At 62.0% G+C, this 15,707-nt stretch carries 4 protein-coding genes; 2 read left to right on the top strand and 2 right to left on the bottom strand.

The genetic code is table 11. The features are described from left to right. Positions 1-164: 164 nt before the first annotated feature. Complete coding sequence (locus BSF40_RS30155) at positions 165-512, top strand: helix-turn-helix transcriptional regulator (protein WP_371918145.1); 348 nt, start codon at positions 165-167, stop codon at positions 510-512. Here the strand turns inward: BSF40_RS30155 and BSF40_RS30150 are convergent. Beyond that, positions 469-1,311, bottom strand: coding sequence for a fibronectin type III domain-containing protein (locus BSF40_RS30150; protein ID WP_095968093.1), 843 nt, complete (start codon positions 1,309-1,311; stop codon positions 469-471). The genes BSF40_RS30155 and BSF40_RS30150 overlap by 44 nt on opposite strands. A gap of 398 nt (positions 1,312-1,709) precedes the next feature. Here BSF40_RS30150 and BSF40_RS33405 point away from each other — a divergent pair, with 398 nt between their 5' ends. Further along, complete coding sequence (locus tag BSF40_RS33405) at positions 1,710-2,054, top strand: LuxR family transcriptional regulator (protein WP_095968092.1); 345 nt, start codon at positions 1,710-1,712, stop codon at positions 2,052-2,054. A 450-nt stretch (positions 2,055-2,504) separates the two neighbouring features. On the opposite strand, the gene BSF40_RS30140 is transcribed toward BSF40_RS33405, so the two are convergent. Further along, complete coding sequence (locus tag BSF40_RS30140) at positions 2,505-15,503, bottom strand: non-ribosomal peptide synthetase (RefSeq protein ID WP_095968091.1); 12,999 nt, start codon at positions 15,501-15,503, stop codon at positions 2,505-2,507. Between the last annotated feature and the right edge of the window lie 204 nt (positions 15,504-15,707).

Here is a 15,707-nt window from a genome sequence, read left to right as displayed (position 1 = left end):
ACAAAATTACTAGTTAAAAACACTTAAACCATGCACTACAGATTCGTTCCAGCCACCAAAAAATCCGCGCCACCTGTTATTTCTAACAGATTCCAACCGCCCAGAATCGCGCAATAAAACACCCACGACCTTTTCAGCACCGCCGAAAGCTCGGGAGAACAGCCATGCACATTGCGAGTTCCATGCAGTTCCAATCCACAACTCCGCGCGGCGCTCCCCACAACTGTGCGGACACATCACCTATCTCGCCGCAACTGTCCACCGAAGAACTCGAAATTCTGAAGTGGTGCGCCATGGGCAAGTCATCTTGGGAGATCGCGCAGACTCTTGCGCGGTCTGAGGCGGGGGTGAACTATCACATCGACAATATCCTGCGAAAATTCGGCGTCAGTTCACGCACAAAAAAAATCCCGATGCACTGGCATCGGGACTTTTTATACAGACATAGTCAGCAACACAGGGAAACGACTATTTCCTCTGAGGAGGAATACCCTGTGCCGGATAGTGAATGACCACCCTCTCCGACTGATTACCGCTTTCATCGAAGGCCGTCACTCCCATTTCATATGGTCTCCCCGGTTGCAACCCGGTAAACAGATACCACGGTTCCGTTGTCGTCCCCACTGGGTTACCGAGGCCCTGATCAAGGTGATAAGTAACCCTACCGGAACTGTCGTACACTGGGGTCCATCTCACTCTCACCTGAATCTCTTCGACATGCATATTCGTAGGATTTGTAGGTGCGGTAATGTCGTCGAAGGAGACCTCTATACAGATAGGTTCAGATTCATAAAACTCATCATCAACGGTAGTTACGCAGTAAACATGGTCCCTTCCCTCCTGAGGAGTTGTATCCCAAATGGCAGTATCCTCAACTACTTCGAGCGTAGCCCCGTCTCGTTTTACAAGATAACGAGGCACACCACCATCTACTTCCCCATCATCCCACACCAATATTACTGAATCGGTCGTTTTAAAATGTTCCCGCAAATGTGTTGGTTTTTCCGGAACACCTCTAACTTCCGTCTTTCCGACAACTAAGGTCGGCGTGAGCCTCTTCCCATCAGCAGTGCGCCCACCAAGAAAATAAGTATATCGGGTATTTGACTTGAGCGAATCGATAGTAAATGTTGTACCGGGTCCTTGATAAATCACCTCACCTGAGTTATCACCTGTAGAAGTAAGAAGATACTCCACTATACCTGCGCGCTTCTCCCACGACAGTTCTATAGTATTTCTTGTCACACCTACAATTTTCCAGGAAAGAGCTGACTGGTCGAATTTTAGCTTATTGAAAACTGGCTGATTCATTTACCATCTCCACAAGAAAAATTTTACAACCACAGTGCTTTCTTCATAAAAACACTCCGCACCTGCATTAACCCATAAAAAAAGCCACCCACACACTAGCAGAACTGCTAGTACACTATAAAAATCACTTCCAACCCGCGAAAAACTTCAATTTTTCAAAAACTTAACACTTACCGTCCCATTCGCTTTAACAAACCCAATCGCTGCAACACGCATACACTCCCGAAAAAAACGCTGTCAGCTCAGTCCCCCCCTGAACTTGCACTCGCAACCAGCCTGCGAATACAGCCCACCGACCTGTTATTTCTTACAGGTTCCAACGACGCTGAATCGCGCTATAACAGAGTCCTGGAGTTACTCACCGCCCTCCGAGGCGCCCCTACCCCGGGAGACCAGCCATGCACACTGCGAGCCCAATCCAGTTCCAACCCAACACGCTACCCGCCAGGCCCCACACCTATGTGGATACACCTCATATCCCCCCGAATCTCTCTGCCAAAGAGCAGGAAATCCTGAAGTGGTGTGCCATTGGCAAATCGTCCTGGGAGATCGGTCGGATCCTCAATTGCACTGAGGCGGGAGTGAATTATCACTTCTGCAATATTCGTCGAAAATTCCGCGTCAGCTCGCGCTGGCTGGCGCTGATCAAAGCACTGGAAATGGGATTGATCCATTTGGAGGGAGAGACAGAACTTCATCCTGCGGTTGCGCAGATAACCCGATTAGCGTCGAAACGTTTGTAGTGCGCCAACGTGCACAGGATTGACTCGGCAGAGTCCGGTTCGCCACGAGCCCGTGGTTGACCCCGCGGTGACGAACCCTGAATTTTCCAGATTGAAAATATGCCCAGCCTCTGGCACCAGCCCACACTGGCCGCCAGCGCGGCGATCCGCGGTGCCCACTTGCCCTGGTCCCACGGGTAACTACCGGCGACCGGTGCCTTGATCGATGCAGTGAAGGGCTTGTCCGTCAATCGTTACGAAGGGCTTCGACTGTCTCTAGGAATAAAATGGAGCCGGGAGACAGAGTGGCTCACGGATCACAGTCAATCGCGAGAATGTATGCGTTTGTGCCACCGCCTTCGCGGGCAAGCCCGCTCCCACAGGGGTTCAGGTGGTCATACATCATGAGTACACCACGGAACCTGTGGGAGCGGGCTCGCCCGCGAAGAGGCCGGTACAGCCGCTGGAGATTTACAGCCCCTCCAGCTCCGCCATCAGGTCATTCAAGCGATCCACCTTCTCATTGGTGATCTCGCTGGCCGCCAATCCGTCGATGTACCCGGCCAACTCCTCCACCGTGCTGCACTCGAACATCGCCCGCAACGGCACGTCCCGTTGCAGGGTTTTCTGCACTCGTGAGGCGATCTGTGTGGCCAGCAGCGAATGCCCGCCCAGTTCGAAGAAGTTGTCGCGAACGCCCACCTGATCGACCTTCAACACTTCGGCCCAAATGTCCACCAGGGTCTGCTCCAGGTCATTGCGCGGCGCCTGGTAATCCTGGTTCTGCATCTGGCCGATCTCCAGCGCCGGCAGGGCCTTGCGGTCCAGTTTGCCGTTGGCGTTGAGCGGCAGCTTGTCCAGCCACAGCCAGCGCAGCGGCACCATGTATTCCGGCAGTTCGGCGCGCAGGCGTTGCTTGATCCGCTCCAATCCCTCGACCGGACTCAACGCCACCTGCGCCGCGACCAGATAGCCCACCAGATGCTTGCCGTTCGCCCCTTCCTGCACACCCACCGCCGCATCGCGGATTTCCGGTTGTTCATGCAGGCGAGCCTCGATTTCACCCAGCTCGATGCGGTAACCGCGAATCTTCACCTGATGGTCGATGCGCCCCACGTACTCCAACACGCCATCGCTGCGACGGCGCGCCAGGTCGCCGGTGCGATACAGACGTTCACCCGGTGCGCCGAACGGGTTCGGCACAAACACCGGAGCCGTGCGCAGCGGGTCGCTGACATAACCGCGCCCGACCCCGGTGCCGGCGACGCACAGTTCACCCACGGCACCCAGCGGCACCAGTTCCAGTGCGCCATCGAGCACATACAACAGGTTATTGTCGGTCGGCGTACCGATCGGCAAATAGCTGCCGCGGGTCGAGGCCAGGTCGACACGGAAGAACGCCACGTCGTCCGAGCACTCCGCCGGACCGTAGGCATTCACCAGGCCGATCTGCGGATAGCGCAGCAACCATTGATGCGCCAGCTCCGGCGGCATTGCTTCACCGGTCGGCAGCATCCAGCGCAGGCCGTCGAGGCTCATGCGCTCCTGGGCGAGCATGCCCTGGATCAGCGATGGCACGCTTTCCAGCACGGTGATGCCCTGGGCCGCAACATGCGCCAGCAAACCCTGCGGATCGTGGGCGATGGTGTTCGGCACGATGTCCACCCGTGCACCGAACAGCGGTGCGGCGAGGAACTGCCACACGGAAATGTCGAAGCTTTGCGAGGCGGTCTGGGCGATCACGTCGGCGTCGCTCAGGTTCAGGTACGGCACTTTGCTCAATTGGTTGTTGAGCATGCCGCGCTGCTCGACCATCACGCCTTTGGGCAAACCGGTGGAACCGGAGGTGTAGATCACATAAGCCAGGTTGTCCGCACTGCTGTAGATGCCGGGATTGTCCGCCGACAGCGCAAGGGCCTGGACCTCCTCCCAGACCAGCAGCCGTGGCCGGCTGGCGCAGCCGAACTCGTCAAGCAAGGCCTGCGCCTGTTCACGGCACGCTTGCGTACACACCAGCAGTGGCGTTCGGCTCAGTTCGATGATCCGGCTCAGACGCTGGCTCGGCAGGCCCGGGTCCAGCGGCAGGTAACCCGCGCCGGCCTTGAAGCTGCCGATGATCATGCCCAGCAGATCGAGACTGCGTTCGGCCAGCAATGCCACCGGTTGATCGCGCCCGACGCCGGCGGCGATCAACGCATGACCGAGGCGGTTACTGCGCTGGTTCAGTTCCAGATAACTGTACTGCCGGTCAAGACAGCTGGCGGCAATGCGCTGCGGGTGTCGGGCGACCTGCGTTTCAAACAATGAAACGTAGCTCTGCTGCAGTGGATATTCGTGTTCGCTCTGGTTGCAGCCATGGAGGAGGAAGTCCTGCTCCTCGGCCCCCAGCAACGGCAGGTCGGCCATGTCGCCATGGAAACCTTCCACCAGCGCCAGCAGCAAACGCTTGAACTCGCCGAGCATGCGCTCGACCGTGGCTTCATCGAAGTAGCGCTGGTCGTAGGACAGGTGCAAGCCCAGGTCATCCCCCGGATAGCACACGGCCGTCAGCGGGAAGTTGGTGTGGGTCCGGCCCGAATCCGAGGTCGCGTTGAGGCTCTGCGCACGGTCCAGCACCGAGACTTCCACCGGGGCGTTTTCGAACACGAACAGGCTGTCGAACAGCGGCTGGCCTTTGGGCAGCTCGCTTTGTTCCTGGATGCTCACCAACGGCAGGTATTCGTATTCACGCAGTTGCATGTTGCTGTCGAGCAGACCGGTGAGCCACTGGCGCACGCTGCATCGCTGGCCGTCCTCGGGCATCTTCACCCGCAGCGCGATGCTGTTGATGAACAGGCCGACGGTGCGCTGCATCTGCGGCATCTCCACCGGACGCCCGGCCACGGTGACGCCGAACAGCACGTCGCGATCACCGCTCAAGCGCCGCAGCACCAGCGCCCACGCCGCCTGGGCGAAGGTGTTGATGGTCAACTGATGGGCCTGGGCCAGTTCGCGCAATTGCGCGCCGTCACGGGCATCGAGCCGGGTGTAGCGGTCGCCGACGATCATGCCGCCGCTGTCGCCGGCATGTTCACGCAGGAACGGCCGGTCGCTCGGGATTGGCGTGGTCCGCTCAAACCCTCGCAGGTTGGTTTTCCACCATTGCCGCGCTTCGTCCAGGCTCTGGCGTTGCAGCCAGCCAATGTAGTCGCGATAACGCGACACAGGCCCAAGCTGTGCTTCCCGGCCTTCGCCAAGGGCGCTGTAGATCTCGAAGAAATCGTTCATCAGCAGCGAACGGCACCAGGCATCGATGAGGATGTGGTGGTTGCTCATCATGAACCAGTAGCGCGCCGCGTCCACACGGATCAGGCGCAAGTGGAACGGCGCCTGGTTGAGCAGATCGAACCCGGCTTCGCGTTCGGTCTTGAGCAAGGTTTGCAGCTTCGGCTCTTGCTCGGCTTGGGCGATATCACGCCAGTCGAGGTACTCGATCGGTGTGCTGCCCGGTTTGTGGATCACCTGCAGCATGTCCTCGCCGACGTTCCAGCAGAACGACGCGCGCAACGCTTCGTGGCGGGCGACGACGGCTTGCCAGGCCTGGGCGAAACGCTGCGGATCCAGCTCGCTGCTGATGCGGTAGCGGTCCTGCATGTAGTACAGGCCGGTGCCCGGCTCCAGCAGGGTGTGCAACAGCATGCCTTCCTGCATCGGGGTCAGCGGGTAGACGTCTTCGATAGCGACGGCCGGCACCGGCAGCGCATCCAGTTGCGTCTGATTGAGCTGCGCCAGCGGGAAGTCCGACGGCGTCAGGCCACCGGCGTCGTCGCGCAGGCAATGCTCGATCAGACTGCTCAGCTCACCGAGGTAGGCATCGGCCAACTCGCCGATGGTGGACGGATCGAAGCGTTCGGCACTGAACGTCCAGCGCAATACCAGTTCACCGCCATACACCTGGCTGTCGACGCTCAGCTCGTTGGGCAACGGTGCATGGGCATCGTGGGCCGCGCCGACGGCTTCATCCAGTGGATGGAACAGCGCGTCCGCACCGAAGCTCTGGTCGAACTGGCCGAGGTAGTTGAAGGTAATCGGTGCCTGCGGCAACGCCACCATGCTGTGGCGACTCGGCTCATCGGCGAGGTAACGCAGTACGCCATGACCCAGGCCCTTGTGCGGCACGGCACGCAGCTGTTCCTTGATCGCCTTGATCGAGGCCCCCTGCCCGGCGGCTTCTTCGATGTTCGACGGCGTCAGGCGCAGCGGATAGGCACTGGTGAACCAACCCACCGTGCGGGTCAGGTCGATGTCGTCGAACAGCGCTTCGCGGCCGTGACCCTCCAGCTGGATCAGCGCCGATGGCTGACCGCTCCAGCGGCACAGCACGCGGGCCAAGGCGGTCAACAGCAAGTCGTTGACCTGGGTGCGATAGGCACTTGGCGCCTGTTGCAGCAACTGCCGCGTACGCTCGCTGTCGAGACGCACGCTGACGGTTTGCGCATGACGGTTTTGCCGCCCGCCTTCAGGGTGATCGCAGGGCAAGTCGGCACATGGCCCGGCCAGTTGCGCCTGCCACCAGCCCAGCTCTTCGCGCAGGGACTCGCTGCCGGCGTAGGCTTGCAAGCGTGCGGCCCAGTCCTTGAAGGCGCTGGTTTTCGCCGGCAGTTTCACCGACTGCCGCGCCTCCAGTTGGCGATATACGGTTTGCAGGTCATCGAGCAGCACCCGCCACGACACACCGTCCACCACCAGGTGGTGAATGGCGATAAACAAGCGTTGCTGGCCTTCAGGGCCATCGACCAGCAACACGCGCAGCAAGGGTCCCTGTTCAAGGTCGAGACTGCGCTGGGCATCGGCGAACAAGGCCGCGCATTTATCCATCGACGAAACACGCACTTGCCACAAAACCGGCGCATCGGAAACCGGCTGGTGCAAGGCCTGCCACTGGCCGGCAACCTTGCCAAAGCGCAGGCGCAAGGCGTCGTGCTGTTCGATCACCGCCAGCAACGCTTGCTCCAGGCGATGAGATTCCAGCACCACCGTCGGTTGCAACAACAATGCCTGGTTCCAGTGTTGGCGTTGCGCGATATCGGTGTCGAAGAACCAGTGCTGGATGGGTGTCAGGCGCGACTCGCCCATGATCAAACCCTGCTCGGCGTTGACCTGCTCGCTGCGGGTGGCCACAGCGGCGAGGGTCTGCACGGTCTGGTGCTGGAACAGATCGCGAGGGCTGAAGTGAATGCCCTGCTGCCGCGCCCGGCTGACCACCTGGATCGACAGGATCGAGTCGCCGCCCAGTTCGAAGAAATTGTCGTTGAGACCGACCTGCTCGACGTTCAGCACGTCGCACCAGATCTGCGCCAGCGTGACTTCGAGCTCGTTGGTCGGCGCCACGTAGTCTTGGCGATTCAGCTCCGCGTCCGGTGCCGGGAGCGCGCGGCGGTCGAGTTTACCGTTGCCGGTCAACGGCATGCTCGCCAGCAGGATCAGGTGCGCGGGCACCATGTAATCCGGCAATTGCGATTTCAGATGCGCCTTGAGGGCTTCGCGCAACATCGATTGCTGCGCTTCGCCCTGTTCGGCGACATCCGTCACCAGATAGCCGACCAGTTGCTTGCCGCTCGGTGCGTCAAGCGCCAGCACGACCGCCTCACGGACTGAATCATGGTCCAGCAGACGGGTTTCGATTTCACCGAGCTCGATGCGGAATCCGCGAATCTTCACTTGATGGTCGATGCGCCCAAGGTACTCCACCAGGCCATCGGCACCCTGGCGCACCAGGTCACCGGTGCGGTAGATGCGCCCGCCATCGGCGGCAAACGGATCGGCCACAAAGCGCTCCGCCGTCATGCCAGGACGTTGGTGATACCCCTGGGCCAGACCCGCGCCACCGACATACAACTCGCCCGTCGCGCCTTGTGGCACCAACGCCAGGTCGGCGTCGAGAATGTAGGCCACGCGGTCGCCGATCACACTGCCGATCGGCACGCTGCCGGCGCCCTCTTCCAGCACTTCAGGCGCAAGGCTGGCCAGCGGCATGACCACGGTCTCGGTCGGGCCGTAGGCGTTGAAGAACCGGCTCGGCTTGAACGCTGCACGAATACGCGCCAGGTGCTCACCGGTCAGCGCCTCGCCGCCGGTGATGATCATGCGCACCGGCAGGGTCTGGCCCTGGGTCGCCAGCCATTGCGCCAACTGGCTGCCGTAGCTCGGCGTGAAACCGAGTACGTTGATGTGATGACGACGGATCAGGCCGCAGATTTCTTCCGCGTCCCACTGCCCTTGCGCTCGCAACACCACGTGCGCGCCGCTGAGCAGCGGCACCAGCAACCGCTCGGTGGCGGCGTCGAAGTTGATCGAATAGAAGTGCAGCTCGCAGTCGTCGGGGCGCATGCCAAAACGCTCGATCACCGCGCGGCAATGCATGGCGATTTCACCGTGGGACACCACCACGCCTTTCGGTTTGCCGGTCGAGCCCGAGGTGTAGATCAGGTAGGCCTGATGCTGCGCCAGACTGATCGGCGGCAGCTCGCCGGCCGGGTAGTTGGCCAGCGCAGCGGCGTCTTCTTCAAGACACCAGCGGCCGACGGTCGCCGGCAACTCGCCCAGGGCCTTGAACATCGCCGCATCGCTGAGCAGCAAACCGATACCGCTGTCTTCGATCATGTAGTGCAAGCGGTCCAGCGGGTATTCCGGATCCAGCGGCACATAGGCACCGCCCGCCTTGAGGATCGCCAACAGGCCGACCACCATTTCCAGCGAGCGCTCAAGTGCCAGGCCCACACGAACCTGGGGGCCGACACCACGCTCGCGCAGCATCCAGGCCAGGCGGTTGGCGCGGCTATCGAGTTCGACGTAGCTCAGGGTCTGCCCGGCGAAGGTCAGGGCCGGTGCGTCCTGGCGCACCAGAGCTTGCTCGGCGAACAGGTGATGGATGCACTGATCCAGCCGATGTTCGCCCGGCTCGACGCCGAGGCTGTCGAGCAGAAGCTGTTGCTCGCCGGATGCCAGCAGCGGCAGTTCGCTCAAGCGCTGTTGCGGATCGGCAATCAGCGCCTCCAGCAGGTTGCGCCAATGTCCGGCCATGCGGGCGATGCGCGGTTCGTCGAACAGATCGGCGCTGTAGGTCAGGCAGCAGCCCAGTCGATGATCAAGGTCGGTGACTTCCAGGTTGAGGTCGAACTTGGTCGCACGGGCATCGTTGGCCAGGTACTCGACCGACATGCCGGCCAAAGTGCGGCTTTGCTGGAACTCCCAGCGCTGCACGTTGCACATCACCTGGAACAACGGGTTGTAGGCCGCACTGCGTGGCGGTTGCAAGGCTTCCACCAGATGATCGAACGGCAGGTCCTGATGGGACTGGCCTTCGATCACCGTATGGCGCACCTGCTCGAACAGCTCGCCGACAGACATCTGTCCGTCGAGCTGGCAGCGCAGCACCTGGGTGTTGAGGAATGCGCCGATCAGCCCCTCGCTTTCCGGACGAATGCGGTTGGCCACGGGCGCGCCGATGCGCAAATCAGTCTGGCCGCTATAGCGGTACAGCAGGGTCGCCAGTGTGGCGGTCATGGTCATGAACAGGGTCAGGCCGTGTTGTGCATTGAAGGCACGGACCCGTGCCGCGAGCTCGTCGCTCAGGTCAAAGCGATACAGCTCACCCTGATGGCTTTGTACCGGCGGACGCGGACGGTCAGCCGGCAACTCCAGCAGCGGATGCTCATGGCCCAGTTGCGTGGTCCAGTAATCGAGCTGACGCTGACGCTCGCCCGACTCCAGCCACTGCCGTTGCCACACGCTGTAATCCAGGTACTGCACCGGCAACGGCGCCAGCGGCGACTCACGGTCGTCGACAAAGGCTTCGTACAGCGCGCTGAGTTCCCGGGCAAAGATGTCCATCGCCCAGCCTTCGGTGACGATGTGGTGCAAGGTCAGAACGAAGTAGTGTTCCTGCTCGCCGGTCTTGACCAGGCATGCACGCAACAGCGGTCCGGTCTCCAGATCGAACGGCTGGTGCGCTTCGTCGTCGGCCAGTTGCTGGACCTGCCACTCGCGACCTTCGGCATCCAGCGCAGAGAAATCCTTCCACGCCATGCGCACGCCGGTCTCCATGTGCACCTGTTGGCGAGCGACGCCGTCAACGCTCGGGAACGTCGTACGCAGGGTTTCATGGCGCATGATCAAGGCTTGCAGCGCTGCTTCGAAACGCGCGACATCCAGCACGCCACGTAGCCGCGCCATGCCGCCGACGTTGTAGGCCGGGCTGTCCGGTTCCATCTGCCAGAGGAACCACATGCGCTGCTGGGAATAGGACAGCGGCACCGCCTGACGACGGTCGACTGTTTCAATCGGCGGCTGTTTGTTGGTGCTGCCGCTGGCCTGGATCAAGCGGACCTGTTCGGCAAATGCACCCAGTTCGCTGTGTTCGAACAGCGTCCGCAGCGGCAACTCGACGTCACAGGCCTGGCGGGTGCGGGAGATGATTTGCGTGGCCAGCAGCGAGTGGCCGCCGAGGGCAAAGAAATCATCGCGCAGGCCGACGGGCGTCAGGCCCAGCACTTCGCGCCAGATGCCGGCGATCTGTTGCTCCAGTTCGGTCACGGGCTCGACGTGTTCGCGAACCTGCCACTGCGGTTCCGGCAAGGCGCGACGGTCGAGTTTGCCGCTCGGGCCGAGGGGCATTTGGTCCAGCCGCATCAGCTGAGCCGGGACCATGTATTCCGGCAGCTGCGCCGTCAGCGCCGCTTTCAGGCGAGTCGTTTGCGCATCGACGGACTCAGCAGTGTCGGTGGTGGTGAAGTAACCGACCAGTTGTCCACCCGCCGCCGTTTCGCGCACCAGCACCACCGCTTGGGCGACACCCTCCTGCGCCAGCAGACGGGCTTCGATTTCCTGTGGCTCGACGCGGAAACCGCGCAGCTTGACCTGCTGATCGAGGCGACCGAGATACTCGATCACGCCATCGCCAGCCCAGCGTGCACGATCACCGGTGCGGTACAGACGCGCGCCGTGCTCGCCCAATGGATCGACGACAAAGCGTTCCGCCGTCAGGCCCGGACGGCCCAGATAGCCACGCGCCAGGCCGCTGCCACTGATGCACAACTCACCCGGCACACCGGCCGGAACTGGATTGAGCTCGCTGTCGAGCACGCGGCAGATCACATTGCCCAGTGGCCGGCCAATCGGCGAGCCTTCGCCATCGGCGCTGGAACACTGCCAATGGGTGACGTTGATTGCGGTTTCGGTCGGGCCGTAGCGGTTGTGCAACTGTACGGCCGGCAGTTGCGCCAGCACGCGGTTGCGCAGCTCCGCAGGCAAAGCTTCGCCGCCGGAGAATACGCGGCGCAGGCGGGTGCATTGCGCGCTGAGCGGTTCGTCGATGAACAACGAAAGCAGCGGCGGTACGAAGTGCAGCGTGGTCACGCCGTACGCTTGCACAAGCTGCGCGATGCGATGGGGATCACGGTGTTCGCCGGGGCCGGCAAGCAACAGGCGACTGCCGGTGATCAGCGGCCAGAAGCACTCCCACACCGACACGTCAAAACTGATCGGCGCCTTTTGCATCAGCACATCGGTTTCGTTCAACTGATAGGTTTGCTGCATCCATTGCAGGCGCTCGGCCAGCGCCGCGTGGGTGTTGCCGACGCCTTTGGGTTGACCGGTCGATCCCGAGGTGTAGATCACATAGGCGAGGTTGTCGCCCTGCAGATGCAGGCCCGGCGCCTGGCTTGGCCAGCTGTCCAGGTGCAAGGTATCCATGGCGATCACACTGACGCCCTGGCTGGCCGGCAAGCGATCGAGCAAGCAGGTTTGCGTCAGCAGCAATTGGACACCGCTGTCGCTGAGCATGTAGGACAGGCGCTCGGCCGGGTAGTCCGGATCCAGCGGTACATAAGCACCACCGGCCTTGATGATCGCCAGCAGGCCAATCAGCAGTTGCGGCGAACGCTCGCAGGCAATGGCCACGCAGACGTCCGGGCCGACACCCTTGTCACGCAGGTAATGGGCCAGGCGGTTGGCCTGGGTGTGCAGTCCGGCGAAGTCCAACTGACCGCCGTCCCACAGCAGCGCCGTGCGCTGCGGGGTCAGTCGGGCTTGTTCGTCAAGCCGTTCCGGCAGCCATTGACTGGCCGGTGTGCAGGGTGCAACGGACCAGTTCGCTTGCCGGTTGTGCTCAGGCTCAGTGAGCAGTTGCAGATCGCCGAGGGCCGTTTGCGGACGCTCGCAGACTTCACGCAACAGGTTGGCGTAATGCTCGGACAGACGCTCGATGGTCGCCGCATCGAACAACTCGCTGGCATAGTCGAAGGACAGGCTCAAGCGCCCGTTGCGATCTTCTTCACTGTGCAATTGCAGGTCGAACTTGGCTTCCCGGCTGTGCCACGGCAGCTCTTCGGCCAGCAACCCCGGCAAGCGTTTCAAGGCACTGAGGTCGCGCTGCTGGTGGTTGAACATGACCTGGAACAAACCCTGTTCACGGGCCTGCGGAAAAGCTTCAAGCAACTGCTCGAACGGCAAGTCCTGATGCGCTTGCGCACCCAGCGCTGCCTGACGGGTTTGCCCAAGCAGCTCAGTGAACGGCAGCCGTGAATCCACCTCGGCGCGCAGCACCTGGGTGTTGATGAAAAAGCCGATCAGGCCCTGGATTTCCAGGCGCGGACGGTTGGCGTTCGGTACGCCGATGCGGATGTCACGCTGACCGCTGTAGCGATGCAGCAAGGCCTGGAACGCGGCGAGCAGCAGCATGAAGGAGGTCGATTCGTGGGCCTGGGCGGTCTGGCGAATCCCATCGCTGAGGGCCGCATCCAGACGCAGGGTATGGCGGGCGGCGCTGTGCAGTTGTTGTGCGCAGCGTGGATGATCGGTGGCCAGGCTCAGGGTCGGATGCTCATCGCCCAAACGGGCTTTCCAGTAGGCCAGTTGCCGCTCGCCCTCCCCTTGCGCCAGCCATTGGCGCTGCCAGCTGGCGTAATCGGCGTACTGCGTCGGCAATGGCGCCAGCAGCGCTTGCTGGCCTTGGGAGGCCGCTGCATACAGGCGCGAGAACTCGTCGATCAGCACATTCAGCGACCAGCCGTCCGCAATGATGTGGTGCATCGTCACCAACAACTGATGGTCTTCGTCGTCGAGGCGCACCAGCGTCACCCACAGCAGCGGGCCTTTCTCCAGATCGAACCGGGTCCGCGCTTCATCCTCGCGGATTTGCTGCGCGCGGGCTTCACGCTCGGCAGCCGGCAGATCGCTGATGTCGATCACTTGCAGGTTGAACTCAGCACCCGCAGTGACCTGCTGCAGAGCCACGCCATCACGCTCGAAGAAGCGCGTGCGCAAGGATTCGTGGCGCTCGATCAACTGCTGGAAACTGGCGCGCAATGCATCCTCATCCAGCTCACCACGCAAGCGCAAGGCACCCGGAATGTTGTAGGCGCTGCTGTGGGGGTCGAGTTGCCAGGTGATCCACAAACGGTTTTGTGCCAGCGATTGCGGCATCGGTTGCTGGCGCGACAGCGCCGTGATCGCGCCCTGGGCCAGGTCACCGTCCTGTTGCTGACGGGCCACGGCCTCGGCGAATGCGCCGAGGGTCGGGGCTTCGAACAGCAGACGCAGGTTCAACTCCAGCCCCAGCGCTTCACGCAGACGCGCCACCACTTGCGTCGCTGCAATGGAGTTGCCGCCGAGCAGGAAGAAATGATCGTCGGCGCCCACCTGCCCGACCTGCAATTGCTCGCACCAGATCCGGCCGATCAGGTTTTGCAGCCCGGAGCCCGACTCGACCTGGCTTGCACTTTCGGTGCTGGCCAACGGGAACACCGCGTAGCTGTCGAGGCTGCCGTCCGCCAGTCGACTGCGGCACGCCGAGCGTTGCAATTTACCGCTGGACGTTTTGGGCAGCGCACCCGGATTGAGCAGCACCACCACGCTCGGTGCTTCCTGATACGCCTCGGCGACGGCCTGGCGAATGGCTTTGATCAGGGCCTCGGGCGGCAGGATTTTCTGCACGCTGCGGCTGATTTCGGCGGCGATGCCGATGCCCTCCTGACCATCGACCGTGACGGCAAAGGCGGCAACGCGGCCCTTGCGTACCACTTCCACTTCGCGCTCGACGGTCTGTTCGATGTCCTGCGGGTACAGGTTGTGCCCGCGCACGATCAGCATGTCCTTCAGACGGCCGGTGATGAACAGCTCGCCGTTGCGCATGAAACCCAGGTCACCGGTTCGCAGCCAGGTCTGGCCGGCGTGCCGGACGAACGTCTTGGCTGACGCCTCGGGGTTGCGCCAATAACCGAGGGCGATGCTCGGCCCGCTGGCCCAGACTTCGCCGACGGCGTTGTCGGCCTGTTCGCTGAGCGAAACCGGGTCGACGATCAGCACGGCGTGAGCCGGCTGGCTGATGCCACAACTCATGATCGGGCTGCCCTCGCCCGCTTCCACCCGGTTCTGCGCCAGAGCCTGATCGTCCACCCGCAGGTTGCCGATGCCTTCGCCGCGTGCTGTGCCGGCCACAAACAAGGTGGCTTCGGCCAGACCGTAAGAGGCCATGAAGCTGTCCGCAGTGAAACCGCAGGTCGCGAACTTCTCGGCGAAGCGTTCCAGGGTGTCGAGGCGAATCGGCTCGGAACCGGAATACGCCACGCGCCAGCCACTCAGGTCCAGCCGTTCCAGGGCCGATTCGCTGACCCGCTCGCTGCACAGGCGATAAGCAAAATCCGGCCCGCCGCTGATGGTGCCGCCGTATTCGCTGATCGCTTCCAGCCAGCGCAACGGCCGGCCGAGGAAGTACGCCGGCGACATCAACACGCAAGGCACGCCGCTGAAAATCGGCTGCAGCAAGCCGCCGATCAGGCCCATGTCGTGGTACAGCGGCAGCCAGCTGACGATCACGTCGTCGGGGTTGAGGTCGATGCCGAATCCGTGACGAATCAGCAATTCGTTGGCCACCAGATTGCCGTGGCTGACTTGCACGCCCTTGGGCAGTGCGGTGGAGCCGGAGGTGTATTGCAGGAAGGCGATGTGATCGTCCTGCAAATCCGCCGCGACCCAGCGTTCGGCCAGTGCGCCGTCGAGGGTGTCGACACACAGCAACGGCGGCGCCCCTTCGATTTGCTGCAATGCATCGCGCAGCCCGGCGCTGGTCAGCAACAGGCGCGGTTGGGCATCGCTGATGATCGACAGCAGGCGTTCCTGGTGATGACGGCGCGTCGACTCCGGCGGGTAGGCCGGGACCGCGATCACCCCGGCATACAGGCAACCGAAGAACGCCGCGACGTAATCCGGGCCGCTGGGAAACAACAACACGGCGCGGTCGCCAACATCCGCTTGAGCCTGCAAGGCGCCGGCAATCGTCCGCGCCCGCTGATCCAGCTCGCGATAACTGAGCACCACAGCCTGTTCCGGGGTCTCGGCAAGAAAACGCAGGGCCACCCGATCCGGCGTCTGGGCCGCGCGGCGCTGAAGGGCTTGGACCATTGTGCTGGGGAGTTCGAACGCGTCGGTCATGAGGTTTCCTGCCTGATTTCGGCTGTAGGAGCGAGCTTGCTCGCGAAAAAAAGGAGAACGCCGCGGAGTGTCAGGCGGCCATCGTCATCGTTGACGACCATCGCGAGCGAGCTCGCTCCTACAGGGTTATGAGAATTGCGCTGTTCCATTCACCAATGAGAACGGATGACGTCTTGAAATAATTAGGTGTCGACTGGAACGCCA

The sequence above is a fragment of the Pseudomonas sp. ACN5 genome (assembly GCF_002303975.1).
Classification (GTDB): domain Bacteria; phylum Pseudomonadota; class Gammaproteobacteria; order Pseudomonadales; family Pseudomonadaceae; genus Aquipseudomonas; species Aquipseudomonas laurylsulfatiphila.
Note: the sequence above shows the minus strand (reverse complement) of the source record. Positions and strands in the feature narration are given on the sequence as shown.

What these genes read in the sequence shown, in the direction of transcription:
- BSF40_RS30155 (WP_371918145.1), top strand. Translation starts at nt 165, where the DNA reads ATGCACATTGCGAGTTCCATGCAGTTCCAATCCACAACTCCGCGCGGC.
- BSF40_RS30150 (WP_095968093.1), bottom strand. Translation starts at nt 1,311, where the DNA reads ATGAATCAGCCAGTTTTCAATAAGCTAAAATTCGACCAGTCAGCTCTT.
- BSF40_RS33405 (WP_095968092.1), top strand. Translation starts at nt 1,710, where the DNA reads ATGCACACTGCGAGCCCAATCCAGTTCCAACCCAACACGCTACCCGCC.
- BSF40_RS30140 (WP_095968091.1), bottom strand. Translation starts at nt 15,503, where the DNA reads ATGACCGACGCGTTCGAACTCCCCAGCACAATGGTCCAAGCCCTTCAG.